Genomic DNA, 18,347 nt, shown 5'->3' with positions numbered 1-18,347 from the left:
AACGGTTGGGTGGGGAAGGGAAACACCGCCGACGGAATCGGCGAGGTGTCCACCGTCGCCGCTCGGGGGCCTCGCGGGCATCGCTCCTGGGCGGGCACTTCGCGGGCCGAAGGGTGCGGCCCGACTTGTAACTTTCGGCAGATGCCCGGCCCCGGCACGGTCCGTAGGCTGGGACGATCGTGAACGCGCTGACTCCCACCACCCGGGCACTGTCCTGGAGCCTGCACCTGCTCGTGGCCGGCCTGCTCGTCCTGCCGGCGGTACGGGCGGTGGCGGACGACCGGCCGCACGCACCCGCCGTGATCACCGCGGCCGCGGTGGTGGGCCTGGTGTACGCCGTGGGCCCCGCGCTCCCCGCCGTCCGCGCCTCCCGCCGTGCCGCCGCGCTGTGGCTGGGTGCGGTCGGTGCGGTGTGGCTCGTGCTGCTGGCCCTGTCCGCCGAGGGTGTGTGGCTGGCTTTCCCGCTGTACTTCGTCCAGCTTCACCTCCTGTCCCGCCGTGCCGGACTGACGGCGGTGGTCGCCACCGCGGTCGCGGCGATCGCCGCGTTCTCCGCCCACCAGGGCACGATCACGGCGGCCACCGCGATTGGTCCGGCGCTCGGGGCCGCCGTCGCCGTGGCGGTGGTGTGGGGCTACCAGGCGCTGTACCGCGAGAGCGAACAGCGGCGCCGGCTCATCGAGGAGCTCACCGTCACCCGGGCCGACCTGGCCGACGCCCAGCGGGCCGCGGGGGTGCTGGAGGAGCGCCAGCGCCTCGCCCGCGAGATCCACGACACCCTCGCCCAGGGCCTGTCCAGCATCCAGTTGCTGCTGCGTGCCGCCGAGCGGGCACTGCCCGACCGGCCGGGGCCCGCGACCACCTACGTGGGCCAGGCCCGGCAGGCCGCGGTGGACAACCTCGCCGAGGCCCGACGGTTCGTCGCCGCCCTCTCTCCGCCGGCCCTGGACGACACGACCCTCGCCGACGCGCTGGACCGGCTCTGTGCCACCACCGGTGACCGGCATCGCCTCGACGTCCGTTTCCGCCTCGCCGGCCGGCCCCGCCCGCTGCCCACCGCGCAGGAGGTGGCCCTGCTGCGCGTCGCCCAGTCCGCGCTGGCCAACACGGTGGGGCACGCCCGCGCCGGTGGGGCCGAGGTGACCCTGAGCTACCTCGACGACGCCGTCGCCCTCGATGTCACCGACGACGGGGTGGGGTTCGATCCCGCCGCCGTCCCCGCTCCCGGGCCGGATGGCGGCGGCTTCGGACTGGCCGCCATGCGGGCCCGTATGCACGCCCTGGACGGCACGCTCGCCGTCGAGTCCGCCCCCGGACGCGGTACCGCGCTGGCCGCCCGGCTCCCACTCGCATCCCCGCCCACGCCCGCCCGCGACACCGAAGCCGCCGACGACCCCGAGGCCCAGCCGTGACCGAGACCGCCCCGACGCCGATCCGTCTGCTGCTCGCCGACGACCACCCCGTCGTCCGTGCGGGGCTGCGCGCGGTACTGGAGACCGAGGAGGGCATCACGGTGGCCGCCGAGGCCGCGACCGCCGAGGAGGCCGTCGAGCGGGCGGTACGGGGCGACATCGACGTGGTCCTGATGGACCTGCAGTTCGGCAGGGGCATGAACGGCGCGGAGGCCACCGCCGCGATCACCGCGCGACCGGGGGCACCGCGCGTACTGATCGTCACGACGTACGACACCGACGCCGACACGCTGCCCGCCATCGAGGCCGGTGCCACCGGCTACCTCCTCAAGGACGCGCCGCCCGAGGACCTCGCCGCGGCGGTACGCACCGCGGCGACGGGCCGGACCGCGCTCGCGCCCACGGTCGCGGACCGGCTGATGACCCGCCTGCGTGAACCGCACACCTCGCTGACCCGCCGCGAGACCGAGGTCCTCGCCCTGGTCGCCGAGGGCCTGTCCAACCAGCACATCGCCGAGCGCCTCCATCTGACCGAGGGCACGGTCAAGTCCCATCTGGCCCGCGTCTACACCAAGCTGGGCGTGGACTCCCGCACCGCGGCGGTCGCCACCGCCGCCGCGCTCGGTCTCATCCGGCGCTGAACCGCACGCCGGACCGCGGCGGGTTTCGGATCTCCCTGTTGCATCCGGCCGTCCGAGGGGCACTCCTCCAGGGAGCGAGGAGGAAACGGTATGGAGGACTGGCGCGGCTTCGCACAGCAGATGGCGTCGTTGGCGCGCGATCTGCTGGCCCAGGAGTCGGTGAACGACACGCTGAGCCGGATCACCGGTTCGGCCAAGCAGCTGGTGGAAGGCTGCGACGCCGCCGGCATCCTCATCCTGCGCGGCAGACAGGTGCAGTCGCTCGCCCCCACCGACCAGGTGGTGGTCGACAGTGACGAACTTCAGGGACGGGTCGGGGAAGGGCCGTGTTTCGACGCCGCTCGCAGCTCCGAGGGCCAGCGGCAGTTCCGGATCGCCGACTTCACGGACGAGGCACGGCGCTGGCCCAAGTACCTGCCCGAGGCACGCAAGCTGGGCCTGGGCAGCATGATGGGCTTCCTGCTGTTCACCGAGGACGAGGATCTCGGGGCGCTGAACATCTACTCGTACCGGCCCGGCGCGTTCACCGACGCCAGCGAGACGGCCGGCTGGCTGCTGGCCTCGCACGCCGCGGTCGCCTTCTCCAGTGCCCGTACGCACGCCCAGCTTCAGGAGGCCATCGGCACCCGGCACACGATCGGCGAGGCCATGGGCATCCTCATGGGCAGGCACCGCATGACAGAGGACCAGGCCTTCGCCGCGCTGCGCAGGTACTCGCAGGACCGCAACGTGAAACTCCGTGACCTCGCCCGCCTGGTCTGCGAGCGGGGCGGCCTGCCCTGAGTCCTCGGGGCGCAAAATCGTCCGGGATTCAACCGGGCAACCGGCGTACGCCGGCGCGGCAGCGGGCACACGTCAGCGGTGACCTTGGCTGACTTCCTCTTCACCGTCCTCGGGGCGGGTGCCCTCGCGGCCGCCGTCCTCCCCCGGCTGGTGGCCGGACGGCCACTGTCCATGCCGCTCGTCTTCCTCGCCTGCGGGGCCGTACTGCAACTGCTGCCCACGCCGCTGCCCGAGATCGACCTGGTGCGCGACCGGGTGTGGGTGGAGCACCTCACCGAGATCTGCCTCATCGTCTCGCTGATGGGTGCCGGTCTCGCGCTGAACCGTCCCCTCGGGCTGCGCCGCTGGCAAGCTCCCTGGCGGTTGATCGGCATCACGATGCCCCTGACCATCGCGGCCGCGGGGCTCCTCGCCTGGTGGCTGCTGGACTGGCCGCCGGCCGCCGCGCTGCTGCTGGCGGCCGTGCTCGCGCCCACCGACCCGGTGCTCGCCTCCGAGGTGCGGGTGGGCGCGCCCACCGACTCCGAGCACGACGAGGACGAGGTGCGCTTCGCGCTCACCAGCGAGGCCGGCCTCAACGACGGCCTCGCCTTCCCCGTCGTCATGGCGGCGATCGCCCTGACCGCTGCGGCGGGCACGGGCCTGTCCGGCGGCTGGGTCGGGCACTGGCTCCTGGTCGACGTACTGTACGGCTGCGTGATCGGGGTACTGGCCGGTCTCGCCGTCGGCAAGCTGCTCGGCTGGCTCTTCTTCCGCGCCGGCCGGGCGTCGGTGCGACTGTCCGAGCACCGGGAGGGCTTCGTCGCCCTGGGTGCCACGTTCCTCTCCTACGGCGTCACCGAACTCGCCCACGGCTACGGGTTCCTGGCCGTCTTCGTCACCGCCTGCCGCATCCGCGCCGCCGAACGCGACCACGGCTACCACGCCGTGCTCCACGACTTCGTCGAGCAGGTCGAACGGCTGCTCACCGCCGGGCTCCTGTTCCTCCTGGGCGTCTGTGTCGCGCAGGGCGCCCTGGCCGACCTGACCTGGCAGGGCGCCGCCGTCGGTCTGCTCGTGCTGCTCGTCGCCCGGCCGCTGACCGGCTGGGTCGCGCAGTTCGGCACGGCCGCAGGACCTCGGGAGCGCCTCGTGACCGCCTTCTTCGGCATCCGCGGCATCGGCTCGCTGTTCTACCTCGCCCATGCGCTCGGCACGGAGGGCTTTCACGTCCCGGCCGGGGAGCTGTGGGCCGTGGTGGCCTTCACCGTCCTCGCCTCCGTCGTCCTGCACGGGGTGACCGCCTCCCCCCTGATCTCCCGTCTCGACCGGCTGCGGCTGCTGAAGGCCCGCGACCGCCGGACCGCCGGGCAGACGCCCAGCGAGGACGACGTGGCCGGGGAGCGCCTGTGACCGTCGTACGCCTGTGACCGTCCGCGCGAGGAAGCGACGGAAAGCATGCGGTAGTTGAGCAAGACCCTTCTCAAATGGATTACTAACTCTCGTATAGTGATCGCCTGTTGCGTGCCGTGTGAGAGTTCTCGGCACACACGCGCCCCGAAGGACGACACGAGGGCCGCTCCGGCGGCCTGGCGAGGACCCGATTGATGACCGCGCCCGCCCGCCCCGGCGACCGCCCCGCTCCCCGTGTTCTCCTGGCCGTGGCCCTGCCCTGCGCGGTGGTGTCGGCGCTCGTCGTCGGCGGTGCCGTCGCCGCGGCGCCGCCCTCGGTACGCGTTCCGCTCGGCCTGGGCGCGAGCGCCGCGGCGATCCTGCTGTGCGCGGCGGTGACCGTGGCCGTGTACGCCGTCCGCCGGGAACGGGCCACCCGTCGCCTGCTGGACGCCGCCCGCGCGGACGCGGCCGGGCTCGCCCAGGACCGGGCGCGGCTGGCCGAGCGGGCGGGAGAGGAACAGGAGCGCCTGCGTGCGGAGGCCGACCGGGAACGGGCCCGTGTCGTGGCGGGGTTCGACCGGGAGCGGGAGCTACTCGCGGACGGTTTCGCGCAGGAGCGGGTACGTCTCGCCGAGCAGCGGGCCCAGGAGGTCGCGCGGCTCACCGAGGAGACCGTCCGGCTGCGGGCGCGGCTCGACCGGGCGACCGGTGAGCGCGCCGCCGCCGTCTCCGCGACGGCCAACGCGGCCGGCCGGATGCAGGCGCTGGCCACCGGGATGCTCGCCGACCTGCGCGCCATGGAGGAACGGCACAGCGACGAGGACGTCCTCGCCGACCTGCTCCACCTCGACCACCGCACCGCGCAGGCGGGCCGGCTCGCCGACTCCGTCGCCGTCCTCACGGGGGCCCGCTCCGGGCGTCGTTGGGCGCGGCCCATCGGTATGGAGTCCATTCTGCGTGGCGCCATGGGACGTATCGCCGGCTACCAGCGAGTGCGCGTGCACTCGGCCAGCGACGCCGCGGTCGCCGGGCACGCCGCCGAGGGCGTCATGCACGCCCTGGCCGAACTCCTCGACAACGCCGCGAACTTCTCCCCGCCGACCGCCGAGGTCCATGTGTACGTCGAGGAGGTGCCGGCCGGCGTCATCGTGTCCGTGGAGGACAGCGGGCTGGTGATGGGCGAGGTGCAACTGCGCCGGGCCCAGCAGGCGGTGGCCGGCGAGTCGGCCGGGCTCGGCGGCCTGACCGGTACCCGGCTGGGGCTCTCCGTGGTGGGCCGGCTGTCAGCCAAACATGGGCTCAAGGTGTCCTTCCGGCCGTCCGCGCGCGGCGGTACGGGCGTGCTGATGCTCGTCCCCCAGGACATCCTGAGCGGTCCCGCCGCTTCCGACGGTCCGGCGGCCTCCCCACCGCCCGCCACCCCGGCCGACCTGCCGCACACCTCCACACCGGCCGCCCTGCCACCCACCTCCGCACCGGCCGCCCTCGCACCGTCCACCGCCGGGCCGTCCACCGCCGGGCCGTCCACCGCGGGGCCGGATCCCGCCCTCGCTCCGTCCACCGCCGAGCCGGATCCCGCCCCCGCACCGGCCACCGCCGGGGCAGAGCCCGCCCCCGCCGACGTGGCCCCCGAGCCGCCGCCCACCCACGAGTCCGCGGACCGCGAGCCCGACCCGGCGGACCGCGCGCCTGACCCGTCGGCCGAGTCCGCCGAGTCCGCCGAGCCGTTCACGGGGCTGCCCAGGCGCCGCCGCGGCCGCACCCTCGCCGCGGCCGAGCACGCCCGGGCCACCGCCCGGTCCGCCGAGCCGCGTGCCACGCCGCCCGCCGACGACGCGAAGGCACGCGCGGCCCGCTTCAGCAGCTTCCGCCAGGCCGTACGGGCCACCGGTCCCGCCACCTCACGGGACAGTGCCCCGCAGGCGGAGCCCGCCGCATCCGCACCGGCCGAGACGGCCCCCGACCATCCGTCCCACTCGCACGCGCACCCGGAAGGCGACACCACCTCATGACCGGCTCGACCACCGCCGACGAGAAGCTCACCTGGCTCATCGAGGGCCTCCTGGAGCGCACGCCGGGCGCGCGGCACGCGCTCGTCCTGTCCCGCGACGGACTCAAGCTGTGCCGCACCCCGGAGCTCTCCGTCGACCAGGCCGACCAACTGGCCGCGATCGCCGCCGGCATCCAGTCGCTGTCCCACGGCGCTTCCGTGGAGTTCGGCGACGGCAGCGGCGGGGTGCGCTCGGCCATGACCGAGTTCTACGGCGGGGTCCTGTTCATCGTGGAGGCGGGTGACGGCGCGCACCTCGCCGTCGTCACCTCCGAGGACGCGGACCCGGGACTCGTCGGGCACAACATGAGCGAACTCATCGAGCAGCTCGGCGAGCACCTCACCGCGCCACCCCGTTCGTCATGAGCCGCCCCGGCAGGGACGACGCGCCCGACCGTCTGTACACCGTCACCCAGGGACGCAGCAGGTCGAGCCCCGGCAACCCCTTCGACCTGGTCACCCTCGTCGTCGCCGAATGCGAGCCGGCGCCCGGCATGCAGTCGGAGCACACGGCGATCCTCAGGATGACCGAGGCCCCCACCGCCGTCGTGGAGATCGCCGCCGAACTGCGGCTTCCGGTGAGCATCACCAAGGTCCTGCTCTCCGATCTCCACGCCGCCGGCCGAGTGAGCGCACGTCACCCGCACACGGCGGCCGTCCCCGATCCCGACATCCTGGAGCAGGTGCTCGTTGGACTCCGCAACCTCTGACGCCCGTACCCCAGCACGCGTCCCGCTGGGTGCGTCCGCCGACAACGGCCTGAAGATCGTGGTCGTGGGCGGGTTCGGCGTCGGCAAGACGACCATGGTCCGCTCGGTCAGCGAGATCCGCCCCCTCAACACCGAGGAGACGATGACGCAGGCCGGCGAGGCGGTCGACGACATCAGCGAGGTGCGCGGCAAGACCGCGACGACCGTGGCCTTCGACTTCGGCCGCATCAGCCTCGACGCGCGCAACGTGCTGTACCTGTTCGGCGCGCCCGGCCAGGAACGCTTCTGGTTCCTGTGGGACCGGCTGTTCTCCGGCACGCTCGGCGCGGTGGTCCTGGTGGACACCCGCCGCATCGACGACTCCTGGTACGCCATCGACCGCCTGGAGCACCACGGCACGCCGTTCATCGTCGCCTGCAACGACTTCGGCGGGCCCCGGCATTCGCCCGAGGCCGTGCGCGAGGCGCTCGACCTGGACCCGCGGGTGCCGCTGGTCTTCTGCGACGCCCGGTCCCGCGAGTCCGGCAGACAGGTGCTGATCGCGCTCGTGGAACACCTCCAGGCGCGCTACGCCGCCCAGCCCCGACAGGAGTTCGTGTGAGCACCCACGCCACCGACGCCACCGACGCCGTACCGCTCAGCGGCCCCCGCTTCCAGACGGATCCCGCCCTGCTGTACCGGGAGATGCGGCGCGAGCACGGTGCCGTCACCCCGGTGCTGCTGGACGGGGAGGTCCCGGCCTGGCTGGTGCTCGGCTACCGCGAACTGCACCAGGTGACCGGCGATCCGGTGCTGTTCAGCCGGGACTCCGATCTGTGGAACCAGTGGGAGAACATCCCCGACGACTGGCCGCTGCTGCCGATGATCGGCCGCAAGCAGCCGTCGATCCTCTACACGGTCGGCGAGCGGCACCGTGCACGCGCCGCCATGATCAGCGACGCGCTGGAGGCGGTCGACCCGCACGTCCTGCGCGGTCACGCCGAGCGGTTCGCCGACGAACTCGTCGACCGGCTGTGCGCCAAGGGCGAGGCCGACCTCGTCGGCGACTACGCCATGCTGCTGCCGGTGCGGGTCCTGGCCCGCCTGTACGGCTTCTCCGACGAGCAGGGTCCGGCGCTCGTCACCGCTCTCAACGACATGATCGACGGCAGGGAGCGGGCCATCGCCGGCCAGGCGCACCTCGCCACGTCGATGGTGCGGCTCCTCGCCGAGCGGGAGGCGGCGCCCGCCGACGACGTCGCCTCCCGGATGCTGGCCGAGGACAGCGGCTTCACCGGGGAGGAGGTCGCCCAGGACCTGATGGTGATGCTGGCCGCGGGCCACCAGCCGACCGCGGACTGGATCGGCAACTCGCTGCGCCTGATGCTGACCGACGACCGCTTCGCCGCGTCCCTCTTCGGTGGCCGCAACAGTGTCGCCGAGGCCATGAACGAGGTGCTGTGGGAGGACACGCCCACCCAGAACGTGGCCGGCCGCTGGGCCTCGCGCGACACCCGGCTCGGCGGGCGCCACATCCGCGCCGGCGACCTGGTGCTGCTCGGTCTGCAGGGCGCCAACTCCGACCCGCAGGTCCGCACCGACGGCTCCGCGCTCACCGGCGGCAACAACGCGCACTTCTCCTTCGGACACGGCGAGCACCGCTGCCCCTTCCCCGCGCAGGAGGTCGCCGAGGTCATCGCGCGCACCGGCATCGAGGTCGTCCTCGACCGGCTGCCGGACATCGACCTGGCCGTACCCGCCGGGTCCCTCACCCGTCGCCCCTCGCCCTGGCTGCGGGGGCTGACCGAGTTGCCCGTGCGGTTCACCCCGACCACTGCCCTGGGAGGCACGTCAGCATGACGACCGGAACCGATGAAGCCCGGATCCCGCTGGACCCGTTCGTCACCGACCTGGACGGCGAGAGCGCCCGGCTGCGCGCGGCCGGACCGCTGGCCGCCGTGGAGCTGCCGGGCGGCGTCCCCGTCTGGGCGGTCACCCACCACGCGGAGGCCAAGTCCCTGCTCACCGATCCCCGCCTGGTCAAGGACATCAACGTGTGGGGGGCGTGGCAGCGCGGCGAGATACCCGCCGACTGGCCGCTGATCGGGCTGGCCAACCCCGGCCGCTCGATGCTCACCGTGGACGGCGCCGAGCACCGCAGGCTGCGTACGCTCGTGGCGCAGGCGCTCACGGTGCGCCGGGTGGAGCACATGCGCAAGCGGATCACCGAGCTCGCCGACCGGCTGCTCGACGAGCTGCCCGCGGACGGCGGCGTCGTCGACCTCAAGGCGGCCTTCGCCTACCCGCTGCCGATGTACGTCGTCGCGGACCTGATGGGGATCGAGGAGGCCCGGCTGCCGCGGCTGAAGGTGCTGTTCGAGAAGTTCTTCTCGACCCAGACGCCGCCCGAGGAGGTCGTCGCGACCCTCACCGAGCTGGCCGGGATCATGGCCGACACGGTCGCCGCGAAACGCGCCGCGCCCGGCGACGACCTGACCAGCGCGCTGATCCAGGCGTCGGAGAACGGCGACCACCTCACGGACGCGGAGATCGTCTCCACGCTCCAACTGATGGTGGCCGCCGGTCACGAGACCACGATCTCGCTCATCGTGAACTCCGTGGTCAACCTCGCCGCGCATCCCGAGCAGCGGGCCCTGGTGCTGTCCGGGGAGGCGGACTGGTCCGCGGTGATCGAGGAGACGCTGCGCTACTCGACCCCGACCTCGCACGTCCTGATCCGCTTCGCGACCGAGGACGTCCTGGTCGGCGAGAAGGTGATACCCGCCGGGGACGCGCTGATCGTGTCGTACGGCGCGCTGGGCCGGGACGAGGGGGCGCACGGCCCGACGGCGGGCGAGTTCGACATCACCCGTGCCGCGCAGAACCGGCACATCTCCTTCGGCCACGGCCCGCACGTGTGCCCGGGCGCGGCCCTGTCCCGGCTGGAGGCCGGCGTGGCGCTGCCCGCGCTCTACGCCCGCTTCCCGCACCTGGACCTGGCGGTACCGGCCTCGGAGCTGCGCAACAAGCCGGTGGTCACGCAGAACGACCTGTTCGAGCTGCCGGTGAGGCTGGCGTAACGGCCTCCGGAGCCGCCGGGTCGACGGCGGTCTCCTCACCCGCGGGGCGTTTGCTCCCCGCCCTGCGGGTAACTCCGGCATTCCGGACGCCGATCCCCGGGAGTCGCCATGTGGAAGCGCAAGGCCAGGAAGGGCCGTCGGACCGCCAAGCCGGTCCCCATGGAGCTGTGCGACCTGTGTGCCAGGGTCTTCCCCGAGGACGAGGCCGTGAGCGGCTACGTACCGGACTCCTCCGCGGCCCATCTCACCAACGAATGGTTCGACGGGCTGCGGCTCATCACCGCGTGCTGCGACGACCACTTCGACGTGATCAAGAGCGGTTACGCGCACCGGCCCTTCGTGGACGAGGAGCTGTGGGCGGCGAAGCTCACCCGCGCCCTGACCACGGGCCCGCCGGCGCTCTCCATGGACCAGCTCGGCTGCCGGACCGGCCTCCAGGAGCCGCAGATACGCGCCGCCATCGCCTGGCACAACGAGCGCATGCGTGAGCAGCAGCGCATGGACCCGTGAGGCCGTCCGAGGCTCAGGACGGGCGGGTACCGGACACGCGGTACGGCTCCGCGTCGGCCCACTTGACCTCCAGGCCGAGCCCCGGTCGGCCCCTGTCGGGGCGTAGGGCTCCGCCGTCGGGCGACAGGACGCCGTCGAACAGCAGCCGCTCGACGCGCACGTGGTCGTGGAAGTACTCCAGGTGCCGCAGCCGGCGTACGGCGCAGAAGGCGTGGGCGGACACCGCGGGGGCGCAGTGCGCGGACAGGTCGAGGTGGTGGCCGGCCGACAGACCGGCGACCTCCAGCACGCCGGTGATGCCGCCGCAGCGGGTGACGTCGGCCTGTAGGCAGTCCACGGCCGGCCCGTCGACGAGGTTGGCGAAGTCCTGGGCGGTGAAGGCGTACTCCCCCGCCGTGATCTCCAGTCGGACCGGGCCCCGGTCGCGCAGCATCCGCAGCCCCGCCAGGTCCGCGGAGCTCACGGGTTCCTCGAACCAGCGCACGTCCCACTCGTCGTGGAACCTGTGTGCCCAGTACAGGGCCTCCTTGCGACCGAGCGCGCCGTTGGCGTCGGTGAACAGCTCCGTCCCGTCGCCCACCGCCCGGCGTACGGCGGTCAGGCGCCGCGCGTCTGCCTCCGGTTCCCGCGAGGTCTTCAGTTTCACGCGCGGGATGCCCTGCTCGACCCATCCGGTGAGCTGGTCGGTGAGGCGGTCCTGGGAGTAGTTGGTGAAGCCGCCGCTGCCGTAGACCGGCACCCGGTCGTGGTGGGTCGGCAGGAGGTGGACCAGGGGGAGGCCGAGCAGTCGCGCCTTGAGGTCCCACAGCGCCACGTCGACCGCGGACCGGGCCATGGCCCCGACGCCGGGGCGGCCGGCGTTGCGCATCCGCGCCCCCATCCGCTCCCACAGCGCCGGCGGCGAGGCGACCGGCCCGCCCTCGACCACCGGCGCCAGCACGGAGTGCGCGAAGGCCGCCACGGACACGTCCCCGTAGGTGTAGCCGAGGCCGGTCCCGCCGCCCGCGTGCACCCGTACCAGGACCATGGTCGTGGAGTCCCACTCCAGGGTGCCGTCCTGCTCCCGGCCGTCCGGGCCGTCGGTGGGCACCTCGAAGGCGTGGACGTCGACCGCGTCGACCGTGCACTCGTCCAGCGCCCTCGCGTCGAAGCCGGTTGCCGGCGTCATCCCGTACTCCCTCGGTCCGTCACGTACGCGCAGGCGAGCGGTCAGTCCGCGCCGCCCTCCAGCATGATCACCGTTTTGATGTCGTCGGCACTCCGCTCGAACGCCCGTGTCGCCCGGTCCAGCCGCACACGGCGGTTGAGGAGCCGGTGGAGCCACTCCCGGTCCGCTCGTGCCAGGGCGCCGGCGGCCTGCCGGAAGTGGCGGAGGTTGGCGTTGACGGAGCCCACCACGACGTCGTTCTCCAGCACGATGTCGCGGTTCACCGTGCCCGCGTCCACGGTCAGGCTCCGTCCGGCGGGCGAGACGCCGGTGAGACAGACGATGCCGTACGCCGCCGTCCCGCGCATCGCGTCGAACACCAGCCGTCCGACCCCGGTGGCCTCCACCACGACGTCCGGACGTACGGCGGCGAACACGTCGTCGGCCGCACCGCTGTGGTACGTGGCTCCGAGGGCGCGCACGAGGTCCGGCTTGGGCCCGTCCGTGACCCGGTCCAGGACGTGTACGTCGAGGTCGCGTTGCCGGCCGAGCAGCGCGGCGAGGAGTCCGATGGGGCCGGCGCCGGTCACCAGGACGCTGCGGGGCTCGAACCAGGCCCTGGCGCCCACCCTCTCGATCTGCTCCCAGGCCTTGGCCACCACACTGGTCGGCTCCATGAGCACGCCCGCGAGGCCCAGTCCCGCGTCGACGCGCACGGCGTAGTCGGTCTCCAGGCACCAGAGCTCGGCGCCGTACCCGTCGAGTTCCTTGATGCCGCGTTCGCGGTAGCGGCCGTTGCGGCACATGTCGAACTCGCCGTGCGCGCAGGCTCCGCAGGGCTCCGGGTCGGGGCGCCGCACCACGCCGGCCACCAGGTCGCCGACGGCGAATCCGCTGCCGTGCGGCGCCTCGGCCACGCGGCCGAGGGACTCGTGGCCGAGGATCAGCCGGTCGCGATCCGGCGGTGCCTGGCCGTACGCGCCGGAAGCGATCTCCCGGTCCGTGCCGCAGACCCCCAGGGCCACCCCTCGGACCAGCAGCTCACCTGCGGCCGGCTTCGGCTCCCCCACCTCCTCCACCCCGAGCGAGCCGTCGCCGCCGGGGCGGACGGTCAGTGCGCGCATGATGCTCATCCTCTCGGCTCACCTTCCCGGAGCCGGTTCCCCGCATCCTCGGGCCCATGCGGGGCCGTCCGGTCGGCGCGCGGCGGGCGTACGGGTGGCGCCACGTTTGTCCGGCCCGCCGACGGGTCACTCAGTTCCGCATCCGCGAGCCATCGAAGGGACCGCCCGAGGAGCATCCCGTGAACCGCTTCCGGCAGCCGTTCCACCGTGTGTGGGACCGGTTGGCCGCGTCCGCCCTCGTCCGGCGCGGCCGGGACCTGGAGCTGATGCACCGGGCACTGGGGTTCGCCACGCTCGCCCTGGTCACGCTGGCGCCGCTGCTGATCGTGGTGGCCGCCTTCGATCCCCTGGGGGCGCGCGGCGGGTTCGCCTCCTGGCTGGCCGACGGCATGGGGCTGTCGGGGCGGTCCGCCCGGGTGCTGACCGACATCATCACTCCGCCGACCAAGATCGTCGGCACCACGAGCGTATGGGGCGGTATCGCGCTCGCCGTGTTCGGCGTGTCCTTCGCGGCGAGCGTCCAGAACGGCTACGAACGCATCTGGGAGCTGCCGTCCGGCCCGTGGCACCGCGTCTGGCGCCAGGGGACCTGGGTGGTCATGCTGACCGCCTACCTCTACCAGGAGGTGCAGACCCGCACCGCGCTGCACGGATCGGTGCGGATCGCCCTGTCCACGGCCACGGGCATGCTGTTCTTCTGGTGGGGCCAGCACTTCCTGCTGGGCGGTCAGGTCCGCTGGCGTGACCTGCTGCCGGGGGCGATCGCGACCATGGTGGGCCTGATCGGCCTGCGCGGCTTCTCGTACCTGGTGTTCACGCCGCTCATCCTCGACAACGCGATCAGTTACGGCACGGTCGGCATCGTGCTGGTGGTGGAGTCCTGGCTGATCGGGGTCGGGTTCGTCGTCTTCGGCGGCGCGATGGTCGGCCACTGGTTCTGCGAGCACCACTGGTGGACCCGGAACATCGACCGTGAATGACCCGTTCGCCTCCGACGCCCCGTCCGGTTTCCAGGAAGGCAGACAGCGCATGACCCGTCCGCTCACGAGCACCACCGTCCGGCGTCGTGCCCGCGGTACGGGTCTGTCCGCGCTCGTCGTGGCGGGCGCGCTGCTCGCCACGGGCGCCGCGTGCGACGGCCCGCCGTCCTCGCCCCACCCGGAGGTGCTGCCACAGGTCGAGGCGCCCTACGACCGGGCCGTCCGTGCGGCGCTGGACGAGGTTTCCGGCAGCCGCCTGCTCTCCGTGGCGCTGCGCCGGGTGTCCGATCCGCAGCCCGTCTGGTACACCCGGGTCGCCGCCCAGGACGGAACCGTGCACCTGGTCCGCGTCGACGCCGTGCACGGGCGGCTCCTCGGCACCGCCGTGCCGGACGGGCAGTCGGCCGCGGACAAGGAGCGGGTCTCCGCCCTGGCCGCCTCGGCGGAGGTGCTGCCCGAGGAGGCCGTCGAGCAGGTGAAGAGTCCGGACTTCGGCAAGGTGACCGGCATCCGACTGGAGGAGGACCGGCAGCACGAGGCCGTGTGGTCCGTCGACGTCACCACCGTCCGGCGGGACGACACGCAGACGTACCTGGTCGACGCCGTGACGAAGGACGTCCTCGACCGACGGACGGCTCCGCCTTCGGCCTGAGCGGCCCGGAGGGCCGGGGGCCTGGGAGGACGGCGTGCCGGGAGGACGGGCGTGCCGGGTACGGGCGTGCCGGGGACACCATCCTCCACGCCGTACCGCCATGGCGCTCCGCGGCCGTCGGCCGGGCACCCGGCGCGCGGCGCCCGCGCCCGGCCCCGGGCATCGCGTCACCATCGCGTCACCGACAACGTCGGCGCATCCCGTCGGCCAGTACCGCGGCGACCGTTCCGGTCACGGCGGCGCCCAGCGCGAGCGGCCGGCGGTGGCGGGAGAGCCAGAACTGGAGGCTGCGGGCATGGGACTCGTCGTCGAAGATCCCGTGCGCGCCGTAGTCGGCCGGTGCGGTGTCGTCCGGCGGCTGCCAGAGGTTGACCGGGCGGGACGGATCGACGGGCTCGTCCGTCTGCTGCCCGTCGTAGCCGGTCCGGGCCAGGTAGCGGTCCAGTAGCCCGGGGGCGAGCTTCTGGCCGAGCAGGGTGGCGACGGTGGAGCCGCCGACCCAGTACTCGCGCCGCTCGGGGCGGTCGGCGGCGTACAGGACCGCCTCGGCGGCGACCTCGGGCTGGTAGACCGGGGCCACCGGGCGCGGATGCCGGGGCAGCCGGCTGAGGACCCAGCTGAACTGGGGCGTGTTGAGCCCGGGCATCTGGACCATGGTCACCCGGACCCCGCTGCGGTCGTGCAGCAGCTCGCAGCGCAGGGAGTCGGTGAAGCCCTGGATGGCGTGCTTGGCCCCGCAGTACACCGCCTGGAGCGGGACGCTGCGCTGGGCCAGGGCCGAACCCACCTGGACGATGGTGCCGCGATCGCGCGGCGTCATGTGCCGCAGGGCGGCCTGGGTGCCGTGGACGAAGCCGAAGTAGGTCACCTCCGTGGCCCGCTTCAGTTCCTCCGGTTCGATCTCCGCCACCGGGGCGAAGACGGTCGAGAACGCCGCGTTCACCCAGACGTCGATCGGGCCGAGCTCCTCCTCGATCCGGGCGGCCGCCGCGTCCACGGCCCCCGGCTCGGCGACGTCCACCACCAGGGGCAGTGCGCGTCCGCCCGCCTTCCGGACCTCCTCCGCCGCCTGCTCCAGGGCGTACTCACCGCGCGCGAGGAGGGCCACCGAACTCCCGCGGGCGCCGAAGGCCCGGGCGGTGGCCCGGCCGACGCCGCCGGTCGCCCCGGTGACGACCACGACTTCCGCCCTGGAGTGCCGGCCCCCGCGGCCGCTCACTTCTTGCCCCGGCCGGGGAGGTGCTCGGCGTACTCGGTGAGCTTCCGGCGTACGCCCTTGGTGGCGATGCCGGTGGCCTGCGGGTCGTGCAGCGCCGCTTTGACGGCCTTCTTGCCCTGCTCCTTCATGATGTGCGGCGGGATCGGCGCGATCTCCGCGTCGACCTTGAACTCCAGGACCACGGGCCGGTCGGCGGCGAGCGCCTCGTCCCAGGCGGATCCCACCTTCTTGGGATCGGCGCAGACGATGCCCTTGAGGCCGAGGAGCTCGGCGTAGGCGGCGTAGGGGACGTCGGGGATGTCCTGCGAGCCCGGGTACTTGGGGTCTCCGGCCATGGCGCGCTGCTCCCAGGTGACCTGGTTGAGGTCCTGGTTGTTGAACACGCAGAAGATGAGCGGTGCGGTCCCGGTCAGCCGGTCCAGGTAGCGCTTGACGGTGATCATCTCGTTCATGCCGTTCATCTGGAACGCGCCGTCCCCGATGAAGGCGATCACCGGCCGGTCGGGGTACGCGAACCGCGCCGCGATGGCGTACGGCGTCCCCGGCCCCATCGTCGCCAGCGTGCCGGACAGCGAGGCCCGCATGCCCTCGCGCAGCTTGAGGTGCCGGGCCCACCAGTTGGTGCCGGAGCCGGAGTCGGCCGTGAGGATGGCTCCGTCGGGCAGGCGGGGCGACAGTTCGGCGGCGACGGCCTGAGGGTTGATCGTCTTGCCGAAGTGCTCGCCCGCCCAGCGGTCGCACAGGTCGTGCCATTCCCGGACGTCCTTCTCGATCTTCTCCTGCCAGCCGCGGTCCTTCTTGCGCTGGAGCATCGGGATCAGGGCACGCAGGGTCTCCCTGGAGTCACCGACGAGGTGGGCGTCCATGGGATAGCGGATGCCGATCATGCGGCCGTCGATGTCGATCTCGACGCCCCGGGCCTGGCCCTCCTCCGGCAGCCACTCCGAGTACGGGAAGCTGCTGCCGACCATCAGCAGGGTGTCGCAGCCCTGGATCATGTTGTCGCTGGCCTTGCTGCCCAGAAGGCCGATGGGCCCGGTGACGTACGGCAGGTCGTCGGGCAGGACCTCGCGGCCGAGCAGGGCCTTGGCGACGCCGGCGCCGAGCAGTTCGGCCACCTCCATCACCTCGGCCTCGGCGTTCGCCGCGCCCTGGCCGACCAGCATGGCGACCTTGTCGCCCGCGTTGAGGACGTCGGCGGCCTTGCGCAGCTCGTCGAGGTCGGGCAGGACCCGGGGCCTGCTCCAGCCCACGCTGGAGAAGACGGATCCGTGCTCCCTGGGCGGGGAGGGCTGGGCCTCCTCCTCCTGCACGTCGTTGGGGATGATGATCGTGGCGACGCCCCTGGTGGTCAGCGCGGTCTTGAAGGCCCGGTCGATCACGTGCCGGGCCTGGCCCGGGTGCACGACCATCTGGCAGTACTCGGACACGTCCGCGAACAGCTGGTCGAGGGCGATCTCCTGCTGGTAGTGGGTGCCGAGCGACAGCCGCTTCTGCTGGCCCACCACCGCCACCACGGGCTGGTGGTCGAGCTTGGCGTCGTAGAGGCCGTTGAGCAGGTGCACGGCGCCCGGACCCGACGTGGCGATGCAGCAGCCCACCTCGCCGGTGAACTTGGCGTGGGCGCAGGCCATGAACGCGGCCATCTCCTCGTGCCGCGCCTGGATGAACTCCGGGTCGCCGTCGGCCCGGTCGAAGGCGCCGAGCAGGCCGTTGATGCCGTCACCCGGATAGCCGTACACACGCTGGACGCCCCACTCGGACAGGCGCTGGAGCACATAGTCGGCGACTTGGGTCATGAGGCTCTCCTGGGCGTGGGGGGGACGACGGTCGGCTTGTGGAGTTGCCTTCCCCGGCAGCCCGTAAACCGGGCGGTACTCACCCGTTCGGCCAGGAACCGACCGACCTTTGCATAGGACAAAGGAAGGTGAGCACCCGTCCGCCGTCCGACGGCACGGGCCCACGAGCGCACGGGCTCCCGCGCCGCACACCATGGACCGGAAATCGGACGCGCATGTCTGTCACCAGCACTCCCCCCGTACGCCGCAGTCCTCCGCCGGGGCGGCGCGAGAGCCGGCCGGGACGAGTGGCCGGACGCCCGAGGAGGAACTCGTGCACCGGATGGCCGCCTGTCCCGGGGTCCGGACCGCGAGGCCCTGCGCGAGGCGGCGATCACGGCGTACCTGCCGGCCGCCCGGCGGATCGCCCGGCGCTACGGCTCCCCCGACCGGAGCCGTGAGGACCTCCACCAGGTGGCGCGCCTCGGGCTCGTCAAGACGGTGGACCGCTTCGATCCCGGGCTGGGGCACGCTTTTCTCTCCTACGCCGTGCCCACCATCGACGGTGAGCTGAAGCGGTATCTGCGGGACTTCACCTGGCAGGTCCGTGTGCCGCGGCGACTGCAGGACAAGCGCCGCCGGGTGCGGCTCGCCCAGGAGGAGATGAACAGGGCCGGGCGCGCCGACGGCGGGACCGTCCGCGACATCCAGCGGCTCACCGGCATCGACGAACAGGACGTGCGGTTGGCCCTACGGGCGGACCTGGTACGCAACCCCCTGTCCGTGGACGAGCAGCGCGGCACAGGGAAGGACTCACCCTCGCGGAGACCATCGGCGGGGACGACCCGAGGCTCGAACAGGTCACCGACCTGGTGGCGCTCAGGACCCTAGCTACAGTGTCTCTCCGA

General features: G+C 73.0%; 18 protein-coding genes. 14 read left to right on the top strand and 4 right to left on the bottom strand.

Going from position 1 to position 18,347, the window contains the following annotated elements; translation table 11 throughout:
- The first annotated feature begins 179 nt into the window (after positions 1 to 179).
- From ACFCZF_RS03990 to ACFCZF_RS03940, 11 genes are all read left to right on the top strand, one after another.
- A complete protein-coding gene (locus ACFCZF_RS03990) occupies positions 180 to 1,412 on the top strand; it encodes a sensor histidine kinase (protein ID WP_376670281.1) in 1,233 nt (410 codons plus the stop codon).
- Positions 1,409 to 2,053 carry a response regulator gene (locus ACFCZF_RS03985; protein WP_376670280.1) on the top strand — a complete coding sequence of 215 codons (645 nt, stop codon included), beginning with the start codon at positions 1,409 to 1,411 and terminating at the stop codon, positions 2,051 to 2,053. Before ACFCZF_RS03990 ends, ACFCZF_RS03985 begins: the two co-directional genes overlap by 4 nt.
- 90 nt (positions 2,054 to 2,143) lie before the next feature.
- On the top strand, positions 2,144 to 2,836 hold the full coding sequence (locus ACFCZF_RS03980; RefSeq protein WP_376670279.1) for a GAF and ANTAR domain-containing protein: 693 nt from the start codon (positions 2,144 to 2,146) through the stop codon (positions 2,834 to 2,836).
- Between the two features lie 78 nt (positions 2,837 to 2,914).
- Entirely contained in the window at positions 2,915 to 4,228 is a 1,314-nt protein-coding gene (locus ACFCZF_RS03975) for a cation:proton antiporter (RefSeq protein WP_376670278.1), read from the top strand.
- Positions 4,229 to 4,422: 194 nt separating this feature from the next.
- Positions 4,423 to 6,222, top strand: coding sequence for an ATP-binding protein (locus ACFCZF_RS03970; protein WP_376670277.1), 1,800 nt, complete (start codon positions 4,423 to 4,425; stop codon positions 6,220 to 6,222).
- Positions 6,219 to 6,626 carry a roadblock/LC7 domain-containing protein gene (locus tag ACFCZF_RS03965; RefSeq protein WP_376670276.1) on the top strand — a complete coding sequence of 136 codons (408 nt, stop codon included), beginning with the start codon at positions 6,219 to 6,221 and terminating at the stop codon, positions 6,624 to 6,626. Before ACFCZF_RS03970 ends, ACFCZF_RS03965 begins: the two co-directional genes overlap by 4 nt.
- Positions 6,623 to 6,970 carry a DUF742 domain-containing protein gene (locus tag ACFCZF_RS03960; RefSeq protein ID WP_375918064.1) on the top strand — a complete coding sequence of 116 codons (348 nt, stop codon included), beginning with the start codon at positions 6,623 to 6,625 and terminating at the stop codon, positions 6,968 to 6,970. Before ACFCZF_RS03965 ends, ACFCZF_RS03960 begins: the two co-directional genes overlap by 4 nt.
- The gene (locus tag ACFCZF_RS03955) at positions 6,951 to 7,571 is read left to right on the top strand and encodes an ATP/GTP-binding protein (protein ID WP_376670275.1); all 621 of its coding nucleotides are present in this window, start codon (positions 6,951 to 6,953) and stop codon (positions 7,569 to 7,571) included. The genes ACFCZF_RS03960 and ACFCZF_RS03955 overlap by 20 nt, the downstream gene beginning before the upstream one ends.
- Positions 7,568 to 8,809 carry a cytochrome P450 gene (locus tag ACFCZF_RS03950; protein ID WP_376670274.1) on the top strand — a complete coding sequence of 414 codons (1,242 nt, stop codon included), beginning with the start codon at positions 7,568 to 7,570 and terminating at the stop codon, positions 8,807 to 8,809. The genes ACFCZF_RS03955 and ACFCZF_RS03950 overlap by 4 nt, the downstream gene beginning before the upstream one ends.
- Positions 8,806 to 10,029, top strand: a complete 1,224-nt coding sequence (locus ACFCZF_RS03945) for a cytochrome P450 (protein WP_376670273.1) — start codon at positions 8,806 to 8,808, stop codon at positions 10,027 to 10,029. The genes ACFCZF_RS03950 and ACFCZF_RS03945 overlap by 4 nt, the downstream gene beginning before the upstream one ends.
- Positions 10,030 to 10,137: 108 nt before the next feature.
- Positions 10,138 to 10,539, top strand: a complete 402-nt coding sequence (locus ACFCZF_RS03940) for a hypothetical protein (protein ID WP_376670272.1) — start codon at positions 10,138 to 10,140, stop codon at positions 10,537 to 10,539.
- A gap of 13 nt (positions 10,540 to 10,552) precedes the next feature.
- Here ACFCZF_RS03940 and ACFCZF_RS03935 read toward each other — a convergent pair whose 3' ends face one another.
- Both ACFCZF_RS03935 and ACFCZF_RS03930 read right to left on the bottom strand, forming a co-directional pair.
- The gene (locus ACFCZF_RS03935) at positions 10,553 to 11,707 is read right to left on the bottom strand and encodes an enolase C-terminal domain-like protein (RefSeq protein WP_376670271.1); all 1,155 of its coding nucleotides are present in this window, start codon (positions 11,705 to 11,707) and stop codon (positions 10,553 to 10,555) included.
- A 41-nt stretch (positions 11,708 to 11,748) separates the two neighbouring features.
- Positions 11,749 to 12,810, bottom strand: a complete 1,062-nt coding sequence (locus ACFCZF_RS03930) for a glucose 1-dehydrogenase (RefSeq protein ID WP_376670313.1) — start codon at positions 12,808 to 12,810, stop codon at positions 11,749 to 11,751.
- A 179-nt stretch (positions 12,811 to 12,989) separates the two neighbouring features.
- Here ACFCZF_RS03930 and ACFCZF_RS03925 point away from each other — a divergent pair, with 179 nt between their 5' ends.
- A complete protein-coding gene (locus ACFCZF_RS03925; RefSeq protein WP_310875051.1) occupies positions 12,990 to 13,790 on the top strand; it encodes a ribonuclease BN in 801 nt (266 codons plus the stop codon).
- Positions 13,791 to 13,839: 49 nt separating this feature from the next.
- Positions 13,840 to 14,442, top strand: coding sequence for a PepSY domain-containing protein (locus tag ACFCZF_RS03920; protein WP_376670270.1), 603 nt, complete (start codon positions 13,840 to 13,842; stop codon positions 14,440 to 14,442).
- Positions 14,443 to 14,620: 178 nt separating this feature from the next.
- On the opposite strand, the gene ACFCZF_RS03915 is transcribed toward ACFCZF_RS03920, so the two are convergent.
- Both ACFCZF_RS03915 and ACFCZF_RS03910 read right to left on the bottom strand, forming a co-directional pair.
- Positions 14,621 to 15,661, bottom strand: a complete 1,041-nt coding sequence (locus tag ACFCZF_RS03915; protein ID WP_376670269.1) for an SDR family oxidoreductase — start codon at positions 15,659 to 15,661, stop codon at positions 14,621 to 14,623.
- Complete coding sequence (locus ACFCZF_RS03910) at positions 15,658 to 17,460, bottom strand: thiamine pyrophosphate-requiring protein (protein WP_376670268.1); 1,803 nt, start codon at positions 17,458 to 17,460, stop codon at positions 15,658 to 15,660. Before ACFCZF_RS03910 ends, ACFCZF_RS03915 begins: the two co-directional genes overlap by 4 nt.
- Positions 17,461 to 17,664: 204 nt before the next feature.
- Here ACFCZF_RS03910 and ACFCZF_RS03905 point away from each other — a divergent pair, with 204 nt between their 5' ends.
- Positions 17,665 to 18,330 carry a sigma-70 family RNA polymerase sigma factor gene (locus ACFCZF_RS03905; protein ID WP_376670312.1) on the top strand — a complete coding sequence of 222 codons (666 nt, stop codon included), beginning with the start codon at positions 17,665 to 17,667 and terminating at the stop codon, positions 18,328 to 18,330.
- Positions 18,331 to 18,347: the final 17 nt, after the last annotated feature.

The sequence above is a fragment of the Streptomyces sp. NPDC056296 genome (genome assembly GCF_042268605.1).
Lineage (GTDB): Bacteria > Actinomycetota > Actinomycetes > Streptomycetales > Streptomycetaceae > Streptomyces.
The sequence above is the reverse complement of the archived record's forward strand: the minus strand, read 5'-3'. Positions and strand labels throughout refer to the sequence as shown.